The 19,449-nt window shown below is 41.0% G+C and carries 17 protein-coding genes and 2 riboswitches; of the genes, 5 read left to right on the top strand and 12 right to left on the bottom strand.

Annotation, left to right across the window (positions count from 1 at the left end):
* Window positions 1-155 precede the first annotated feature (155 nt).
* From V7K53_RS27105 to ntrB, 6 genes are all read right to left on the bottom strand, one after another.
* Window positions 156-3,269, bottom strand: a complete 3,114-nt coding sequence (locus V7K53_RS27105) for an MFS transporter (RefSeq protein WP_335200594.1) — start codon at window positions 3,267-3,269, stop codon at window positions 156-158.
* 501 nt (window positions 3,270-3,770) lie between these two features.
* Window positions 3,771-5,108, bottom strand: a complete 1,338-nt coding sequence (locus V7K53_RS27100; protein WP_335200593.1) for an SLC13 family permease — start codon at window positions 5,106-5,108, stop codon at window positions 3,771-3,773.
* A gap of 114 nt (window positions 5,109-5,222) precedes the next feature.
* Window positions 5,223-5,843: a universal stress protein gene (locus V7K53_RS27095; protein WP_335200614.1), complete on the bottom strand. Its 621-nt coding sequence runs from the start codon at window positions 5,841-5,843 to the stop codon at window positions 5,223-5,225.
* Between the two features lie 268 nt (window positions 5,844-6,111).
* A riboswitch (cyclic di-AMP (ydaO/yuaA leader) is annotated at window positions 6,112-6,327 on the bottom strand.
* Between the two features lie 16 nt (window positions 6,328-6,343).
* A complete protein-coding gene (locus V7K53_RS27090; protein ID WP_335200613.1) occupies window positions 6,344-7,180 on the bottom strand; it encodes an ABC transporter ATP-binding protein in 837 nt (278 codons plus the stop codon).
* Window positions 7,181-7,230: 50 nt separating this feature from the next.
* Window positions 7,231-8,673 (bottom strand): ABC transporter substrate-binding protein, encoded by a 1,443-nt coding sequence (locus V7K53_RS27085; RefSeq protein WP_335200592.1) that lies wholly within the window; start codon window positions 8,671-8,673, stop codon window positions 7,231-7,233.
* A 79-nt stretch (window positions 8,674-8,752) separates the two neighbouring features.
* Window positions 8,753-9,604, bottom strand: coding sequence for a nitrate ABC transporter permease (gene ntrB, locus V7K53_RS27080; RefSeq protein ID WP_335200591.1), 852 nt, complete (start codon window positions 9,602-9,604; stop codon window positions 8,753-8,755).
* A 98-nt stretch (window positions 9,605-9,702) separates the two neighbouring features.
* Window positions 9,703-9,931, bottom strand: a riboswitch (cyclic di-AMP (ydaO/yuaA leader).
* A gap of 417 nt (window positions 9,932-10,348) precedes the next feature.
* Between ntrB and V7K53_RS27075 the strand changes: the two genes are divergently transcribed.
* Window positions 10,349-11,539 (top strand): sensor histidine kinase, encoded by a 1,191-nt coding sequence (locus V7K53_RS27075; RefSeq protein WP_335200590.1) that lies wholly within the window; start codon window positions 10,349-10,351, stop codon window positions 11,537-11,539.
* 544 nt (window positions 11,540-12,083) lie between these two features.
* Here the strand turns inward: V7K53_RS27075 and tsaB are convergent.
* Window positions 12,084-12,743, bottom strand: coding sequence for a tRNA (adenosine(37)-N6)-threonylcarbamoyltransferase complex dimerization subunit type 1 TsaB (gene tsaB / locus V7K53_RS27070; protein WP_335200589.1), 660 nt, complete (start codon window positions 12,741-12,743; stop codon window positions 12,084-12,086).
* 434 nt (window positions 12,744-13,177) lie between these two features.
* Window positions 13,178-13,426: a Ycf34 family protein gene (locus tag V7K53_RS27065; RefSeq protein ID WP_335200588.1), complete on the bottom strand. Its 249-nt coding sequence runs from the start codon at window positions 13,424-13,426 to the stop codon at window positions 13,178-13,180.
* An 86-nt stretch (window positions 13,427-13,512) separates the two neighbouring features.
* On the opposite strand from V7K53_RS27065, the gene V7K53_RS27060 reads away from it, so the two are divergent.
* A complete protein-coding gene (locus V7K53_RS27060) occupies window positions 13,513-14,817 on the top strand; it encodes a CCA tRNA nucleotidyltransferase (protein ID WP_335200587.1) in 1,305 nt (434 codons plus the stop codon).
* A gap of 398 nt (window positions 14,818-15,215) precedes the next feature.
* Window positions 15,216-15,599, top strand: coding sequence for a response regulator (locus tag V7K53_RS27055; protein ID WP_335200586.1), 384 nt, complete (start codon window positions 15,216-15,218; stop codon window positions 15,597-15,599).
* Here the strand turns inward: V7K53_RS27055 and V7K53_RS27050 are convergent.
* From V7K53_RS27050 to V7K53_RS27040, 3 genes are all read right to left on the bottom strand, one after another.
* Window positions 15,580-15,984, bottom strand: a complete 405-nt coding sequence (locus V7K53_RS27050; protein ID WP_335200585.1) for a DUF2294 domain-containing protein — start codon at window positions 15,982-15,984, stop codon at window positions 15,580-15,582. The genes V7K53_RS27055 and V7K53_RS27050 overlap by 20 nt on opposite strands.
* A gap of 211 nt (window positions 15,985-16,195) precedes the next feature.
* Window positions 16,196-16,327, bottom strand: a complete 132-nt coding sequence (locus V7K53_RS27045) for a hypothetical protein (protein ID WP_335200584.1) — start codon at window positions 16,325-16,327, stop codon at window positions 16,196-16,198.
* A 301-nt stretch (window positions 16,328-16,628) separates the two neighbouring features.
* Window positions 16,629-16,787, bottom strand: coding sequence for a hypothetical protein (locus V7K53_RS27040; RefSeq protein WP_442940516.1), 159 nt, complete (start codon window positions 16,785-16,787; stop codon window positions 16,629-16,631).
* A 220-nt stretch (window positions 16,788-17,007) separates the two neighbouring features.
* Between V7K53_RS27040 and V7K53_RS27035 the strand changes: the two genes are divergently transcribed.
* Both V7K53_RS27035 and V7K53_RS27030 read left to right on the top strand, forming a co-directional pair.
* Window positions 17,008-17,490 (top strand): tetratricopeptide repeat protein, encoded by a 483-nt coding sequence (locus tag V7K53_RS27035; RefSeq protein WP_289795655.1) that lies wholly within the window; start codon window positions 17,008-17,010, stop codon window positions 17,488-17,490.
* Between the two features lie 208 nt (window positions 17,491-17,698).
* Window positions 17,699-18,013 (top strand): hypothetical protein, encoded by a 315-nt coding sequence (locus V7K53_RS27030; RefSeq protein ID WP_335200583.1) that lies wholly within the window; start codon window positions 17,699-17,701, stop codon window positions 18,011-18,013.
* Window positions 18,014-18,180: 167 nt separating this feature from the next.
* On the opposite strand, the gene V7K53_RS27025 is transcribed toward V7K53_RS27030, so the two are convergent.
* A complete protein-coding gene (locus V7K53_RS27025; protein ID WP_335200582.1) occupies window positions 18,181-19,443 on the bottom strand; it encodes a cysteine desulfurase in 1,263 nt (420 codons plus the stop codon).
* Between the last annotated feature and the right edge of the window lie 6 nt (window positions 19,444-19,449).

The raw sequence follows: 19,449 nt of genomic DNA, 5'->3' as shown, positions 1-19,449 counted from the left end.
ATTCTATTTTCACCCATCTAATTGCTGAGATTAGAGCAGTAAAGGATATTCATATATGACTATATTGAAAGACATAATTTTTATTTCTTCTCAACGCACTTAAAATAGAAAAGCCTCCCATAATGGGAGGCTGAAAAGTTAGCGGAGACAACTTGTTAAACTACAGCGATCGCTCCTCCTAATGCAGAGAAAATGGCGGAGACGAATGCTGTGGCAAACAGCCACCACGCTGCTGTAGCTGCGGCTTTGCGGGTTTCTTCTGCTTGCCGCTGTGCTTGATGTTTTACCTGTTCTAGGCGGCGTTGGGCTTCGTGCTGTATGCGTTCTGCACGTTGCAATACTGTGTTGCGCGCCCGTTCAATTTGGTCGATGATTCGGTTGGCATCTTCTTCGGAGATGTCCTCACGAGAACTCATAATTGCCACTAGGGTATCGCGGTCAAAGGAGGACAAGCGATCGCGCAGGGCATCAAAACCCGCCTGGGGATCGTCAAAAACTGTGCGAATATCGCGCTTAATACTATCATAGTTAAGTTCTGGGCGATCCAGGGAGTTGAGATAGTTACGAATGCGGGCGAAAACCCCATCAATTGCATCTTGAATGCCCCGTTGAATGCTGCGTACTTGTTCGACAAATTGATCCCTTACGGACACCATATTATCGGCAATCCGTGCTGCTTCTTCATCAGAAATATCTTCTCGAATTTTCAGCAGAGCAATGATAGTATCACGGTCAAACTGGGAAAGGCGATCGCCAAAACTTTCCACTCCAACTCGCGGATCGTGCAACAATAATTGCAAGTCGCGTTTGATACCTTCAGGATTGAGTTCTTCTTTACCAGTTTGGCGCAGATACTCTTCTAGATAAGCTTTGAATGTTTCTGCTCTTTGTTGTGTACGGCTCGCTAGGCGACGAGGCGCACGCACAAAGTTACGAATCGAAGTTTGGGTGGAATCAATGATTTCATTGACTTGTTCTTCACTCAAGTCTTGGCGTTGACTGAGCAATTTCACCAGTGTATCCCGGTCTACCTGCGACAACCGACGGCGCAGTGCGACGGCTCCCTCTTTGGGATTTTCAAACAATCTAGTCAAATCTCGCTGAATACCTTCTGGATTCAGTTCTTGTTTGCCAGTATTCCGTAGATAATCTGCGATCGTTGTCGTCACAGAGTCGTATTGCTCTTTAGCTTTATCGACCACAGCTTGAGGTGTGTGGCGAATACTGTACCACGACTCTTCAGTAGCATTGATGATTTGATTAACTTGATCTTCACTCAAGTCTTCCCGTTGACTCAACAATTGCACTAAGGTATCGCGGTCAAAGCGAGACAAGCGCGCCCGAATTGAGCTAATTCCAGCTTGGGGATCTTCTAGTAGCTTTTTGAAGTCGGCGCGGATGCCATCAGGATTCAGTTCTGATTTGCCTGTGTTACGCAGATATGATTCTACATTCAGCCACAGGGTTTCTGCTTGATACTGTGCCTGTTCTGCCAATCCTTTGGATTCTACCAAGACGCGATCGCGTTGTTTTTCCAACTCATCGACAATGCTATCTACTTCATATAACTGGACATCATTACGTTGTAACAATATCTGCCGAATTTCTTGGCGGTCAAGGTGTGCTAGTCGCAATGTCAGGGTTTCATAATCTGCTTCTGAGTCTTCCAACAGTGGTTTAAAATTCTGCTCAATGCCTTCGCTTGTCAAATCTGCCTTCGGAGTAACGAGTAGATAACTTTCTACTGCGCGTTGCAAGTCTCGGACTATATCTCTTTCTTCAATAGCTCTCACTGTTACTAGCACTTCTTGGCGGACAGTTTCTAGCTGATTTGCAATGCGCTGAATTTGACCTTGAGTCAGCAATCCTCGTTGTTGCAGAATTTTGACGAAATCATTGCGGGATAGTCGTTCTAGTTCCCTACGGACGATTCCAGGGTCAGCTGCTGGATCGTAGATGACATCATGAAATTCCTGAGCAATTCTTTCTGGACTCAGTTGCCAAGCATAAGTATTGTACAGGTAGTTTTCGACATCAGCTCGAATTGGGCTATAGGGTTGTGATGGTGTTGGCAAGCCTAACTTATCTGCTTGTTCTGTGACTTTATCTTTAGCGCTAGTAAGACTACCCAAGATTTTTTCCACATCCAAATCAGACAAATCTGTGCGTCCCAACACAATGCCGGTTAAGGCAGATAATCCTTGCTGGAGTGTACCTTGAATTGGCCCGGTAGCAGCTTTTTGGTCAGATTCTTTGGAACCACGCTTTTCTGCTAGTAACCGATCTAGCTTGGCGTTGAGTTCGTCTGTTTTGCTTTGTCCTGGTGGGAGTGATTTCAGATAATCCATCAACTCACCCAAACGGTCTTCGGTGGGTGGTTGCTGACTTACCACTTGCTGCCAAACTTTATACAAGGTATCAGCAATGCGGGTAACATCTTTCTTGGAAAGATCGGTGCGGCTGCTGACTAACTCAATAAACTTTTGGCGGTCGATGTTGCGAATATCTGGAGTCCCTGCGATCGCTTTTAATTGCGGATCGTTGAGTAAATTTTCAAAATCACTCCGAATCTTCGATACATCGAGTTCTGGAGGACGGATCTTTTCTAAGTAATCTTCAATGTTTTCTCGGATACTTACGGGGTCGATGGCACTTCCTAGTTCTCGACGGACAGCGGCGGCGGCGGCTTCAGCTGTGGCTACCACTTGGCTATTCACAGCTTTCGCACCTAGTGCGGCGGTAGCAGTTCCCATAATTGCCTGAAAGCCAGATGTTGCCGTATTGACAACTGAGCCAATTAGGGAGCCTACGGTGGTGGAACTTACCCAAACTAGGAGCAAAAAATAAGCACCCCAAATCACCAAACCGAGAATTGCTCCCAATCCTCGGTCTGAGATCACAAGGCTCAATTTTACTGCTAGATAAGAAGCGATTAATAAGGCGACAGTCACAGTAAATAATGTCCAAATCCCTACTGCTGTGCCGATTTTGCGAATGCTGCCGCCCAAACTTCCAACTTCCCCATTATCTGAATCCGAATCAGATGAGTGCCCCAGGTAGGAAATACCGGCTGCAAGGGAGAGATTAGTTAGAACTAATTGGAAAGCAAAGGCAAGAATCACGCCGGAGATTAAAGCCACAAAAAAGCGCGGCCCAGAAATGAGAACTGATGCCTGTTCTGGCGTGACGTTTGAGGGTTCTACTGGAACCTGTGCTAACCACAATAGTGGTTTATAGAGTCCCACCATGATTTCCGTACTTTGGAACATTGGATTTCCTTCTACCTACTAAGTTTAAATTTGGGGGGAATTAAGAATTTCTTGAGAAAGCAACTCTTAGTATTTATTATGTTTGTACCTATTGGCAATACCTAACTCTTTAGATCAGAATCGTAGAATTTAGCTATTTAAAGCATCTCTCCAAGGGCTGAAAGCTCTATACAGCGGAAGATATAACTTTTACTGTCTATTGATGAAAAAAATAATTTAATTGGCACATAAGATTAATTATATACCGCTCATTTTTAATTATTAATTGCTTGTTTAATGATGTAACTTTATTTGAACTATATTTATATTATTTGTAAAATGAAATCCTAAATAATATTTTTCCAGATGCCACACTAACTTATTTCTCAGCATGACAAGTGGTAATATGAAGGAAAATTTAAAGCAGGAGGTAGAAAGCAGAAGGAAACCCACGTTTTTAACCTGGGATTGATATTGGACACCTTGTGTCTCGTGGTACTTTCCGATCGACATAAATTAGACTTAGAGCAAAAAGCGAACCAATATGTACAAAGCCGAAGCTACTAGTTGTAATAGCATCACCGGAATACCGTATTGTAGAAAAGTTTTAAACGAGATGCGCCGTCCATGCTGCTCAGAAATTCCGGCGGCTACGATGTTAGATGATGCACCCACAAGTGTGCCATTACCTCCCAAAGTTGCACCAAACATCATTGCATAAAACAGTGGTAATACTTCTGGCGGAAACTGTCCTTGAAAATCTTGTGCAAGAACTTCGGCGGGTGCTAATCCGACAGTAACAATGTATTGTTTGAGTAAAGGCACCATCCCTACCACTAAAGGAATATTTGGCACTACGCTGGACAATAGACCCACAAAAAATAATAAAACTAGGGAACCTAGCATAATATTTTTTCCTAAAATTGCTGCTAATATGCCTGATAAACCATTAATTACACCTGTTTTTTCTAGCCCCCCAATTAGCACAAAAATGCTCATAAAAAATATCAATGTACTCCAGTCTACATCTCGTAAAATGTTGTTAACTGAATCTATATTGCTATGGTGAGATAAAAGCAAAGCTAAAGCTGCTCCTAATAAAGCTGCGGCAGCAGGCGAGATGGGAATAGGTAAAGATTCTCCAATCACAAAAAATATCAGAACGAAAAATACAATAACTGCACCAAGGCTTAAAGCTCGTGGATGATTTATTTGTGGGTGTGGCAGTTCTTCAAGATTATCTAACTGTGTATTCCAAATTTTACGGAATAAAAATGGTAGTGTTGTAATCACTATGGCAATGGCAATTACTCCTCCTAAACTTAATTCCAATAAATAATCTGTAAAGCTGATATTCACAGCATCACCAACAATAAATGTCGCGGGATCTCCAACTAAAGTTAGCAATCCAGCACTATTAGCAACAAATACCATTAAAATCAACAATGGTACGAAATTTATCCCAACTTCCTGCGCTATTGGTGGAATTAAAGGTGCTAACAACATGACTGTTGTGGCATTTGGTAAGACTGCACAGATGGGTGTCACAATAGCCACAATACCAAGTAGTAGACGTTTGCCTTGTCCTCTAGCTATGAGTACTATTTGAGTAGCTAAATAATCAAATATCTTGGTAGGTTCAAAAGCCCGTACTAACACCATAACTCCAAAGAATAAACCGAGTGTTCCATGACTGTTGCCGATGTAACCAACAGCTTCTTGTAAAGTCATGACGTTGCTAAAAACTAATAACAATGCTCCCAGTAATGCCGCAATGGTGAGATGTACCCATTCCGTCATGACTAAGACAATAACACCAATAAATGTAACTATACTGAGGATTGCTTGCCAGTTTTCCACACTTTAATCTCCCAAAGTTGAATTGTTTACTTCCTAGCGAAAAAAGTCACCTAGTTATAGGTGACTTTTTTCTGACCACAATTTGATAAAAATTACTGAAATTTTAAACAGCGATTATTCATCAATACAACTGGGAATACCTAAAACGGCACAAGGAAAATTAGAACCTAGAGCTTCAATCATTGGATGATTGACAGAATTGCAACCTAAAAATAGAATATCGGCACTTTCTGATTCAACAACTTTGTTAAGTTCTGTAGAAATGGAGCCAAACCGTAAATGAGATTTAAAACAACCCTGCCATTCTTCAGCCAGACTTCGGGCTTGCCAGAGAATTATATCTGCTTGTTGTAGGGGAGTTATTAACGTCTGTAATTTAGGTTGAGTTAATACCTGTGTGACAGACTTTGATACTTCACTGACTTCACATTCTAAGGACGATTGTTGTTGGGGAAAGCTTAAGATATTTGGATACTGATTCCTTTGATTATCTTCTACTACATAAACGGCTTGAACTGTAACTTCTGTATTGGTGGCCAAACGCGTTTGATGGGCAATCCAAAAGGCAATATCTAATGCCGTATGACTGTTGGGAGATGCGTCATAAGCAACAATTAGATTAACTGCTTTCGCCTTTTGAGGTTTTTTAGAAAAAGGCTTGTTTGGTTCTGGCAACAGTACCATTTGTTCAATTAAGTCATCTCGGCCTGTGGCACTTTGCAGACGTGCTAGCATTGGCTTAATTTGCACAGCTTTACTTCTCCTAATGAAATGAATTAGCAATGAGAAGCAGGGCGACCAATTTTAGATTTTGGATTTCGGCTTACCTCGGCTCCCTTCTCTACGAGAGGCTGCGCCAACGACTGCGCTCAGGGCAAGACGCTCGGCACAAGTCGCTCAGTCAAAGGATTTTGGATTTTAGATTGAGTGACGATAACCAAAATTTCAAATCTTAAATCAGTCAAGGAAACCCCAATAATAACTGTATTACAGCCAAAGTCTTGGGGGTTCCTTCCATTGCCTACGGAGTTAGCTGACGGGCTAAGACTGGAAGGTGTCTCTCTCTTAGGAGTGCTGTTAGCGTAAGCGGGGCGTTTAGCCCGTGCTGAGTTAAAACTTTTTACTCTTAAATTGCTGCTCTCTGCAAGATTAGCCCCAAACATTGGTTCCTCCGTTCCAAATCCAGCTTTCATGAATTTGAATTAGGCTACCCACTAAAAAAATGATAATCTAATTTACTCGTCTTGGGCAAAATATCGATCCAGGAAATTTAAGGCGTGGTTGCGGAGTTCAAAATACTCTTTTGAGTTTCGCATGGCGGCGCGATCGCGTGGATGCTCAAAAGGAACTTCTAAAATCTCGCCGATATTAGCCGCTGGACCATTGGTCATCAAAACGATGCGATCGGACATATAAATTGCTTCGTCTACATCGTGGGTAATCATCATCACTGCTTGACGATTATTTTCCCAAATATCCAATACCTGCCGCTGTAATTTACCACGAGTTAGTGCATCTAGTGCCCCAAAAGGTTCATCCATCAGCAACATTTTGGGACGAATTGCTAAGGCTCTAGCAATACCTACTCTTTGTTTCATACCTCCAGAAATTTCATCGGGATATTTGTCAGCCGCCGCCGTCAAGTTTACCATTGCCAAGTGTTGATTTACAATGCTAATTTTTTCAGAGCGATTAGCATTTTTTAACACTTCATCTACGGCTAAACGGATATTTTCTCGTACTGTTAACCAAGGTAACAGTGAATAGTTCTGAAATACCATCATCCTTTCGGCTCCCGGCTGACGAATTTCTTTCCCATCTAGCCTGACTGAGCCGGAAGTAGCTTTTTCTAAACCAGCGACTATCTTTATGAGAGTTGATTTTCCACAACCTGAGTGACCAATTACAGAAATATATTCATCTTCACCAATCGTTAGATTCACTCCATCTAAAACGACAAAGTTATCTTTATCAGGTGTCGGATAAGACTTGACTAAATTTTCAATTTCTAAAAATCCAGCGCGAGGCAGAACTTCGGTCTGGGTATTAACAGGTAATGAGGTATATTCCATCATCAAAGGCTCCGGGAAGAATTTAGTCAATCAATATTTAAACTTGGGATTTAAGACATGAAAAAACGAGTGGGAGCGTTAGCCCTGATGGCAAAACTATTCAGATAACCCACCGGATCGCTGGGGTCGAAGCCTTTCTTATCTATAAATACCTCTGGTGGTTCGACCTTGTAATCATCCTTGGGACATTGGATGCCCATTTCAGATGCTATCTCCCGATATAAATCTGTTCTCCAGCCTTGTCCGGCTAGCTTCTCTGCATTTTTGGGGAATTCCTTAATTTGTCCCCATCGTGCTGCTTGTGTCATCAACCAGATACTTCTCGATCTCCATAAGAATGTCGAGTGTTCTCCTGGCTGTTTGGGAAGGTTGTCAGGAATATCGAAGAAAATCGTGGTGTCAGCAGCTTTAATGGTGCGATCTTTGCCGTCAAAGCCGCCATAGTTGTAATTGCCGAGAATTGCCGGACTTGTAAACTTTGCAATTGGCGCACCTTTCTTTTTGGGTCTAGCACCTGTAAAAGAACGGTCTGTAATCAGTTCGGCTACTTCTTGGCGATTTTCTGCTTTGCTGCAATACTGACAGGCTTCAATCATCGCCTTGACTAGAGAACGATAGGTTTTGGGATATTTCTCAATAAAAGATTCCATCACTCCCAACAAACGATCTGGGTGTCCTAGCCAGACTTCTTTACCTTGTGCGAAGGTAAAGCCGATGTTTTCGTTACCTGTTATTGCCCTTGTGTTCCAAGGTTCTGCAACCATGTAAGCTTGCATGGCACCAATCCGCACGTTTGTTACCATTTGGGGTGGCGGAACGATGATGACGCGAAACTCTTTAAGCGGATCGACACCAGCGGCGGCGGATAAGTAACGGATAAAGTATTCGTAAATGGAGGAACTTAGAACAACTGCCCAAACTCTGTTTTCTGGCGGTTGGTTGTCAAAGTAACCTCGGAAATCGCGCCCAAAGGCTTCTAAAGCACCATCACCATATTTTTCTTGATACTCGTACCACGGACGCAGCCCAAAATCCCACATGGCTTTGTTCATTGTCATGGCGTTACCGTGACGGTGTATGGTCATGGCTGCACACAAGGGGGCATGGCGTGCGCCTTCGGCACCAATTCTGGCATTAGTAACTGCACCAGATACCACGGGTGAAGCATCCAAGCGACCAAAAATTACACCGTCACGGGAGGTGGCCCAACTGGCTTCGCGGTTGAGTGTAACGTTCAAACCATACTTGCGAAAGAAGCCTTTTTTCCAGGCGATCGCAAATGGCGCACAATCATTAACGGGAACGTAACCAACTGTAAGATCGGCTTTTTCTAAGTCGCCGCTTTTAACTACTGGTTGCACAGCTAAGGCTTCTTCAGTTAGTCCTTTGGCCGATCTATCTCCTGAAATCCCACAGGAGGACAGCGCCATTCCCGCCGTTGTTGCTCCTATTCCCTTAATAATATCTCGTCGAGTCCAGTTAATATCACCCATTCTTGTAGCTCCATTGGTGATTAATTGCTCGCGCTCCAGGCGCAGAGTCTCTGCTGTTTTGATCGCAGCCGATATTTTGTTAGTTGGAAGTTTTAGGTCGGTGGGTTACTAATTCTTGAATTTTACCCACGGCGTAATCCAGAATTAATCCAGTTAAGCCAATTATGAACACAGCTAAAAAGACTGAACTCAAATTTAACCGACTCCATTCATCCCAAACAAAAAAGCCGATGCCAATACCGCCTGTAAGCATTTCTACGGCAACAATTACTAGCCAAGCTATCCCTAAGCTAATTCGTAAACCTGTAAAAATATATGGCAAGCTTGCAGGCCAAATTATTTTTGTAATCCGTCGCCAACGTGGCATTTCTATAACTCGTGCCACATCTAAATAATCTTGGGGAACGCTAGAAACTCCTAAGGCGGTGTTAATAATTGTTGGCCATAAGGAGGTAATAAAGATGACAAAAATAGCTGAAGGATCTGCTAAGTTGAAAATTGCTAAGGCGATGGGTAGCCAAGCTAGGGGCGATACAGGTTTAAAAATTTGCACGATCGGATTAAGCGCTAACATTGCCGGTCTGGACATGCCAATTAGAAACCCCAAAGGAATCGCTACTACCGCACCCAACAAAAAGCCTATTAATACCCGGCGCAGACTTGCGATCAACAGCCAACCAATTCCTAAGTTGCCTGGGCCTCGCTGATAGAAAGGATTTAAGATGTAGTCTAGATTAGCGATTAGCGCTTCTGGTGGAGTGGGCATCAATTCATGGTTTGCAAGTGCAACAATCCACCACAGCACAATTATTCCCAAGAACCCCAACACAGGTAGAAAGAAAACATCTCTAACGACGACAGGTTTTGCCTTTTTCCAAGCAGCTTGTCCAGCGATCGCCGCGATCGCTGCCAAATTAAGTTGAAATATCATTTACGACCTCAACAGATTTAAGTGCAGGTACAAAAAATCCGAGCAGTACCAGCCTTGGACACCGATGAGATCGGAACATTATAAATAATGCCGTCTCTTCAGTCTCCTCTCAATGCCTACGAAGTTAGCTGACGGGCTAGGGCTGAGAGATGCCCTTCTGAAGAAAGTTATGGTTTAGGGGTTATGAATTATGAGTTATGAGTTAAGTATTTAGTAAACCAACTCCTCACTCCCAACTCCTGACTTTCTATGAGATACGCCCCACAATTTGGTTCCTCCGCTCCAGCGTTATGCACTGTGACACGCTGAATTAGGCTGACTTACTCTAATGGATACTAAATTATGCACAATATAACATCGATCCTCAGTAAAAGCCATCTATCTTATGACGAATATTGTTTATTTTAATACCTAAATTAAGTGTTAACAAGTACTAGCGAGCAATAAATAATACTCGTATTTTTAGTTGTGTTGTGAGTGAACTCCTTGCACAGACAGCTAAACAATATAGTCAAGCAAAGTATTAAAAATGTTACGTGCTTGATTAATATTTTTTAATACAAAACAGAATATACCGATAAAATTTTATATACAGACTACTTAATCAGCAAACAAAATAACATGTATAATCTATTCCTTTTGGTAGGTGAACTAAATTGTTAAATTTGGTAAAACACCACCGCACTCGCTAAACTAATTGGATATGGAAGTTTACTCATCTATCTCCTAGCTGAATTTAACATAATGGATTTTAGTCAAGTACTGGCTGAGAAAACGGATACCATCGTCGATAAATGGATTTTAGCGGTTCGCAAGGATAGACGGATTGAAAGTGCTGATGACTTATCTTATACAGCAGTAAAGGATCACGTCCCTGATGTTTTGAAAGCTATGGTGACGGTGCTTTCAACATTTCAGGATAATGATATTCAGTCAATAGTTACAGCCAGTTTTCAGCATGGAGCTATTCGAGCCGAACAAGGCTTTGATCCAGCAGAAATCGCCAGAGAATATCATCTGCTGCGAACAATAATATTTGATGCTCTACAAGCAGATTTATTGGAGGGGACAGCTGTAGAGATAATTCGTTCTATGCGTTTGATTGACGCTATCCTAGACGAAGCGATCGCTCGATGTTTCAAGAGTTATGTTGAGGAACGCTTGCGGGAATTACAGCAGTTGCAAGCATCACTAATGCTCCATAATGAGGAGCTCACGCGGTTAATTAGCGCCAATCAAGAGTATCTTTCCCAACTAGCCCACGAATTAAAACATCCTCTAACTTCTATTATTGGTTATTCGGATCTGTTTTTACGCCAACAACGACGAAAGGCTGATATAAAAGACAACTATACTAATTTAGAACATATTGAGCGGGTACTACGTAATGGTAGACAGTTACTCCATTTAATCAATGATGTACTAGAACTTTCGCGCTATGAGGCAGGACAGATAAAAATCCAATTAGCGCCTACCGACGTGCGGGAATTAATCGATAATGTCTGTCAAATGTTGGAACCTTTAGCTGCGGGAAAAAATTTACAAATCCTAGTCGATTGCGATCGCATCCCTGAAAAATTAATTACAGATTCTTTTCAGTTGCAACAGATTATTACAAATCTTATTAGTAATGCGATTCGTTATACAGAGTCGGGGACTATTATTATCATGTGTCAGGTGTTGGAGAATCAGAGATGGGCTATCGCAGTTTCTGACACTGGAGTTGGCATTGCACCCGAAAACCAAGCCCAGATATTTGAACCCTACTTTCGCGTGAGTTCTAGCGATCGCCCCTATCTTCCTGATAGTACAGGATTGGGGTTAGCGATCGTCTCGCGTTTAGTAAAACTATTGCAAGGTCAAATTAACCTAGCCTCACAGGTAGGCGTTGGTTCTACTTTCACCGCAATTTTTCCTTTAGAAGTGGAGTTTTAAAGGATTGGGCGACTGGAAGTCGCGGCTACACAAGCAAAGTCCATCTCCGTGGACTAATACAAAATCAACGCTTTTAAACCCACGGAGGTGGGTTTTGTCTGTATAGCCGCGATTTCAATCGCCGGGGCTTTTCTTAGAGATGGTGTTCTACCACTGATGGGGCGACAAAAATAGCTAGGATGAAGATAAAATAAGATTCATAGCTCTCTGTCCTTGTTGATAACACTTTCGCTTATTAGGATTCAATCGTATTAATTCTATGACTAATTCTCAACAATGAGCCATAAAAATATATTGGGAAGCTTCTTTTATCCCAAATTACACTAACCATGAATAGATTTATACAACCCCAATTTGTGCGGTCAATTGCTAGATAAATTATTTTTTGAGGTTTAAAATATGTTGATAACCATGTGGTAACTATATCTGACTGTTACTTGACCCTTCTTAGCTTTATTGTTGAGTGTTTTACCGCTGTTAGTCATAATGCTCAAACCATGCTCAAAATCAGTAAATTAGTCATTAAATAACTAGTTTACAAACATTATGTATCCTGTACTGGATGTTGCCCATAATATGGTAAAGCCTCTGACCAATTAGGAAATTTGCCCTCTTGCCAATCGAGATTAGCTAGTTCCAAAATACTTGTCACTGTCGCTGCTAGACCAGATTTAGCTTGAATCAGCTGATAATTAGTGTTCCAATTCGCTAAAGTTTTCTGCCACACTTCTGGTGTCAACACTCTATCTGACAAACACACTTTTAGTTTAGAAGTATCTGACTCAAACTGATAAATAGCAGCAAAAATTTGACCTCGTTGTGCTGGCATTTCCACAGCAAAAGTTTTTAAATTTTGACTTTTACCTACTTCTGACCAAGCTACCGCAGCCAAAGTTGAAATCGCAAATACAGGGATATCTAACTGTTGTCCCAAAGTCCGAGCAGTAACAACACCAATCCGAGTTCCCGTAAAGCCGCCAGGGCCTTTTGCAACTGCAATAAAAGACAAATCTGTCCAAGTTTGCGGTTTGATAAATTCAATTAAATATTGATGTACTAAGCTAGATAAATCACGTCCCAAATTCCAAATTTGAGAGCGAGTATCGTCTGCAAAATTACTAATTGCTAGTCCTAATTCGGGAGTGGTGGTGTGTAGGGAAAGAGCGTATTTTGTGGTTGTTAGAGATTTTAGTTCTGTGGTCAAAATTAATTAAAATATTTATTGATTTTTCTATAGTTGACTTTATATATCTATTCAAGCACATGATAGTTCTGAATTTTCACTTTGTTTCCATTCTCACAAGGGAAAGCAATTAAAAAACTCTACCCTTCTAGAACCCTTACTATGAATGATTTTGAAGTGGTCATTTTAGTGTTGGGTCTAATTTATCTGTCAGTAAGCCTAAATTATTCGCAATAAGTTAATATAAAAGTCTACGCTCCTCAAATTCCTTGCACCGCAAGCATTTCGTGGGGTTTAACGAAGGAAAAATGGTTTTAGCGATCGCTATACCCCCGCGAAAAACTTACGTGTGTAAAGTCAAAATAAATACTTTTGCTTTCAATAGCAAACTTGGGATTGAATTGTCAACGTTCTGTTATTAATGGGCACAAACATAACATACTACTTTTGACGTTTCAAGTCGGCACTAATTCACCAGGACGCAATTTCGACCACTTACCCATTTCTCGCTTGAAGCTCAGACAACCAACAACATCCCATTCCATTTCAATCACATCATCTTTAGTCCGAATGTTGACATTGATAGAAGGTTCATTGGGATCAAAATCTGGTGTTTCAGTCAAGTGAGGCTGTTGGTGCTGCCCTTCTACGGCATGATAGGTAACACAGCTGTCTACATAGTGGCAATTCACGCAAATACACATAATAGAACCAACTCCAGGGGCCTTTATTGTTAATCTAACGTAAGCCCAACTGTTATTCATGAGTTACTGGGTTGATTTTTATTACAATGCACGAATCAATTCCTTCTACCCTAGCTCCCGAAAATTGGCCTTTTAGTTTGGAATTCTTGCCACAACCCGCTTATATGGTAGGTGGCGCTGTCCGAGATGCGATCCTGGGCAGAACTCGCGAATATCTGGATCTAGATTTTGTTATACCATCCAAGGCGGTAAAGGTAGCAAGAGCGATCGCTCATCATTACAAAGCTGGTTTTGTGTTACTCGATGCAAAACGACAAATTGCGCGTGTGGTTTTTCCCAACGCCACGGCTGATTTTGCCCAACAGGAAGGAGATAGTTTAGAAGTTGATTTGCACAGACGGGACTTTACAGTAAATGCGATCGCCTATAATCCCCATACGCAAGAAATTATCGATCCTCTACAAGGTTATGTAGACTTACAACAGGGCATTTTGCGAATGGTGTCACCCGCGAACCTAGAAGATGACCCTTTGCGGTTAATGCGAGGTTATCGCCAAGCCGCCCAACTAGGATTTACTATTGAGCCAGCTACCCAAGCCGCAATTCGTTCTTTGGCATCGCATATCAGCAAAGTTGCAGCCGAAAGAGTTAGGGTAGAAATTGGCTATCTACTGGCAAATTCTCAGGGTACTCCTTGGATCGCAACAGCTTGGGAAGATGGTTTACTTGCCCCTTTCTTCAAAAATGCCACCCGTGAAAGCTTGCTCAAACTAGCAGCAGTTGACACAGCCGCCGCCTTACTTACAGAAACGTGGCAACAACTAGGATCGCAACTGCAAGAATATGTCCGCGATAGTATTAAAACTACTTGGCTAGGTATTGCCAAACTTGCTTGTCTTGTCAACCCAGATCCAGAATTAGTAGAAATAGAGCTACAGGAACTAACTTATAGTCGTGCCGAAATCCGAGGTGTAACTACTGCTCTGAAATTGTTACCGCAATTTCAAGTAGTTGATATGTCATTACGAGAACAATACTTTTTGTTTCATAACGCAGATATTGTGTTCCCCGCTACGGCAGTGCTAGCTGTAGCAATTAATAATTTGGTAGAGGCAATATCTGGTGACAAGCCACTACACACAGCAGTGAAAACTAAAGCAATGAGCTACCAAGCCTTAGCACCTTTGATCGACCGCTACCTCAACCCTAACGATGCGATCGCTCATCCCACTCCCCTAGTAAGTGGGAAGGAGTTGATTGTAGCATTAGATATTCCAGCTTCGCCAATTATCGGCCAACTGCTGACTGAAATTGGTGTAGCACAAGCTGAGGGGAAACTTTCAACACCAGCAGAGGCGATCGCTTATGCACGTCAGTTACTTGATGGTTAAATATACTTAATTAATTTATGGTAATGTACCAAAGGCTATGCCTACGCGATTTTGGCACTCCTGGCTAAGGCTAATAAATCTGCAACTTCAAGTACTTTAAATATCCCCTACTTACCATAAAATATCGATCTTTATAGTCAATTCTTGCAATTACATACATCAATTATGCTACTATTTGCTTGATATTAGGAATGCTTTGCTATGTTATTTCCTAAAATTTAGCGCCGATGGACAACCGAATGAATTATACACTAACCTATTCATTTTTATGCTTTAGTTGGTTGCCTGAAGATACTCTCGTACATTAAATTAAAGACTTATTAGAAACAAAGACTTTCAGGTTTTCCTGATGGGTGGAGTTTTTATGAACAGCTTTTCTTGCACAGGACTAACTGCTTATGAATGGACAGCCTTTAATTTTGGTTGTTGAACAGAGTTTACATGATTTAGAGCTACTTAATTCTCATCTAGGAATATTAAATTTTTCATGTATTTGTACTAAACAAGGGGTGAGGGCTGTGATGTTGGCACAAACTCATCAACCAGATTTAATCTTGCTAGATATGAAGCTATCTAACTTGAGTGCGAACCAAGTCATTGACGATCTCAAGCATGACTCAAAAACTGCTACCATTCCAATCATTGCAGTCACACCTCTAAGAACGGTACAAGGCGATCGCTCCACGATGCTCACAGCATTTGATGATTGCATTACTAAACCCTATGATTTTAATCAATTAGAAGTGGTAATTAGTCGCCACATCAGTCAGCTAAATTCCTAACATTTATCTTAGGAATAGATTCGGGATTACGAAGTTCAGGTAATTCCTTGAGAATTACAACAATCCCAGTACGGCCTGTTGCTAAATTGGTGTTTGTCATCAGGTAAAGGACAGGTTGACCAATAATTTCCTCAATCAAATTTTTTAAATCTGGTTTAATTATTTTCTCTAAATATAATCGTACTTGTTCAGCTAAAGTATCATAACCACCATTGAGTAAAGTTTGTTCAGCTTGGGTAACAGAGTTTTCTAAAGAAATTACGATTTCAGTATCAAAAAAATGACAAATGATTTGGCTAGGAGACTTACCTAGCCTATCATTATATAAATTTATAATCCGCTGTGATATTTTTGTTTCTAATTGTCCAATAGTCGGTTGTACCATTAGTACCTACTATGTAATATTTATTGCTATAATCTGAAAATTGAAGTATCCAATATTATAGTAGATGATTATGGAATAGTCTGATAAAATAAATCACTATTTTATATGAAGTTAGTGTACCAATGTGATGTATTTAGTATGCATTTATTTAAGAATATTTCCAATTTTGGCGAAGTAAAATTTGTTAACTAACGATTTATGCAGTGTTCAGCTAATAACTGGATTTGAGCGTCATTTGCTCATAGGTAATTAGCTTATTTTGTGCCAAATAAGCTCCCGCGTAGCCCGCCATGCCTACATCTCCGAACCCAGGAATAATAGCCATGTTAATCCAAATGGTCATCAATGGCAGCTGCATACAGCGTCACATCAGAGTGTAATGTACATTACAAAACTCTCTATACCTTCCAGTACAGCGAATAAGCAGACAAACTTAGGTTCTAAGCTAACGCGCCTACATATTGCACTATTTTCCGTGTAGACCGTCATTAGTCATTAGTCATTTGTGTTTACCAATTGGACTTTGGACAATTGACTTAGGACAACCTCACCAGTTGATGTGTAACTTAAATGCGTAACAGCTTAATAAAGAGTGTGTTAGCCACTGAGACAATTTGTGAAAAACAAATACAACATATTTGGCATTAATTCTTAGAAGCCCATATCTTCCACTCTGGCGACACATTCTGTCCGGTCGAAGCAACTGTGATTCCAACACTTTTCGGTATCTTGCCATCTATCTGCAAACAACCTTTGTCTAGTGCATTTTGCAGTTCTGGCATATTGATATGAGCTTGAGTAATAGCACCAAAGGGATCTGTTAGCTACCTCTAGTCAGTTTTTATTTTTATGACTCTAAATATCTAGTGTGGTATTAGTCGTATTGTTGAACACAATAAATCACACAGAAATTTCATAATTAGCGATTAATCACGGTTAATTTAAAGATGACTTTAAAAATGATTTAATCGAGATATTTTGTGAGAAAGTTAATACAAAGGTATATTCACTGATCTCAAATTCATGGATTCTTTATTTATCAATTCCTTACTTGAAGAGTTGAAAAACCCGGATGCCACAGTGCGCGACAAGGCAACCAGAAAAATCTGGCGGATCTGGTTTCAGCAAAAGGGAATCTATGGGCTGGAAATAATTGACCGCAGTCAAAAGTTACTAGATGCAGGTGAAATTGCTGAAGCTGAAACATCGCTGACGGCATTAATTAAAGACCAGCCAGATTTTGCCGAAGCTTGGAATCGTCGAGCTTTCCTCTATTACAGTATTGGCGATTATCAAAAATCTCTGGCAGATTGTCAGATGGTTATACAGATAAATCCAATACATTTTGGGGCGCTTCATGGTATGGGCTTATGTTATGCAGCACTAGGAGAGTATAGTCAAGCTATCCGAGCTTTTCAACGTGCTTTAGAAATTCAGCCCTATTCTCTAGTGAATCAAAAGTTGATTCTAGAATGTACATTTAGATTCAGCTACAACGGCAGATAGGAGAAAGCATCATACTGTTTTATGAATCCGTTATCATCCTCATCAACAACAATTCATCGCCTTAGTCGCCATAATTTTATTCAATACACTTCTATCTGAATTAATAGCAGCGTCATTGCTGCTTGTACTAACAGCAACCAACTGTCAACTAACAACTCTCGGTTGAATAAAGTTAACTTTAGTACAAACTAGATAGCACAAGCAGAACATGGTGGATTTTACTAAGCGATGTCTACACGGGCTGCGCCTACGCCACTGGTATTTACAAATACTACAGTTTAGATGTAACTATCAAAATGAGTGGTTTATAGGTTCTCAGTGGTACTCAATTGTTGATGGGGGTACGGTAGATTTCTTTATGAATTATGGTATGGATGCCGTGAATGCCATAGCCACAGTTACAGCAATTTTCAAGAAAGACCCTTGGTGTCTTATTGCACATCCCAACGCAGCAATTAAAATTCTTGCCGATCTTATCTTTTACTCTGTTAAATTAAAGGTTTATCTAACTATATATAAGTGACTGATAAAAAATAAATTATCCCAAATTATTTGTACATTGCCAGGGGCGCAAGGCCTTGCGCCCCTAGGTTCGCTCCTGTAAAAAAGCCAAATAATTAAATTGTGCCAATTATTAGCAAGTTATATTGTTGATAATTGGCACAATTAGGATCTGAATATTTTGTAAATTTAAGCAAGGAAACCTGCAAAAAAGTCCAGAGTTTCTTTCAGTGCTTTGATGAAAATATCAATTTCCTCGCGGGTGTTGTAGAAAGATAGACTTGCTCGTGCGGTTGCAGCAAGACCTAAGTAACGGTGTAATGGTTGAGTACAGTGGTGTCCAGAACGGATTGCAACGCCTTCTTGATCTAATAATGTAGATAAGTCGTTAGCGTGGACTTCTCCGGCTGTGAAAGACGCAAGAGCGGCTCTACCTTCACCTTTTACATTTGGTTTAGGGCCGTAAATTCTAATTTGGGGAATTTGCTCTAATTGTTGGAACAAATAAGCCGTTAATTCTGCTTCGTAGGCGTGGATTTTATCCATACCGATACTGCTAAGATAATCGATCGCAGCACCAAGTGCGATCGCTTCTCCAATTGCAGGTGTACCAGCTTCAAATTTATGCGGTAATTCTGCATAAGTAGAATGGTCTAAATATACCTCTGCAATCATCTCACCACCACCAAAGAATGGGGGCATTGATTCTAACAATTCCAACTTGCCATACAGAAATCCTATCCCAGTTGGGGCGCACATTTTGTGACCGGATGCTACTAACCAATCACAATCTATTTTCTGTACATCGACAGGGAAGTGGGGAACACTTTGGCAAGCATCAACTAAAAATTTAGCACCGTAACTGTGAGCGATCGCACCAATTTCTTCCACTGGATTAATGCAACCCAAAGCATTAGAAATATGCACCACCGACACTAACTTTGTTTTTTCGGAAATCAGTTTTTTAAACTGTTCCAAATCAAAAGTTTCTTCTGGTGTTAATTCTACAAATTTCAGTACTGCACCCGTTTTTTGTGCCACCAATTGCCAAGGCACAATATTACTGTGGTGTTCCATCACGGACAGAATAATTTCATCCCCAGGCTGCAAATTATTCATTCCCCAGCTATAAGCGACTAGGTTAATCGCTTCACTGGCGTTGCGCGTGTAGACAATTTCCTGACGGGATGCAGCATTGATGAATTTGGCAACTTTATCTCTAGCACCTTCATAAGCATCAGTAGCTTTAGCACTCAGAAAATGGGCACCTCGATGCACGTTGGCATTATATTGCTCGTAATAGTCCCGCAGGGTATTTAATACGAACAAGGGCTTTTGCGATGTCGCAGCATTATCGAGATAAACCAGGGGTTTCTCGTTGACTTCCTGATGCAATATCGGGAAGTCAGCGCGAACTTTATCAGCAAGGGTTTTGGTAGGAGTAAAAGTCATTGGTAG

It is taken from the genome of Nostoc sp., assembly GCF_036917355.1.
In the GTDB taxonomy this organism is placed as follows: domain Bacteria; phylum Cyanobacteriota; class Cyanobacteriia; order Cyanobacteriales; family Nostocaceae; genus Nostoc.
The sequence above is the reverse complement of the archived record's forward strand: the minus strand, read 5'-3'. Positions and strand labels throughout refer to the sequence as shown.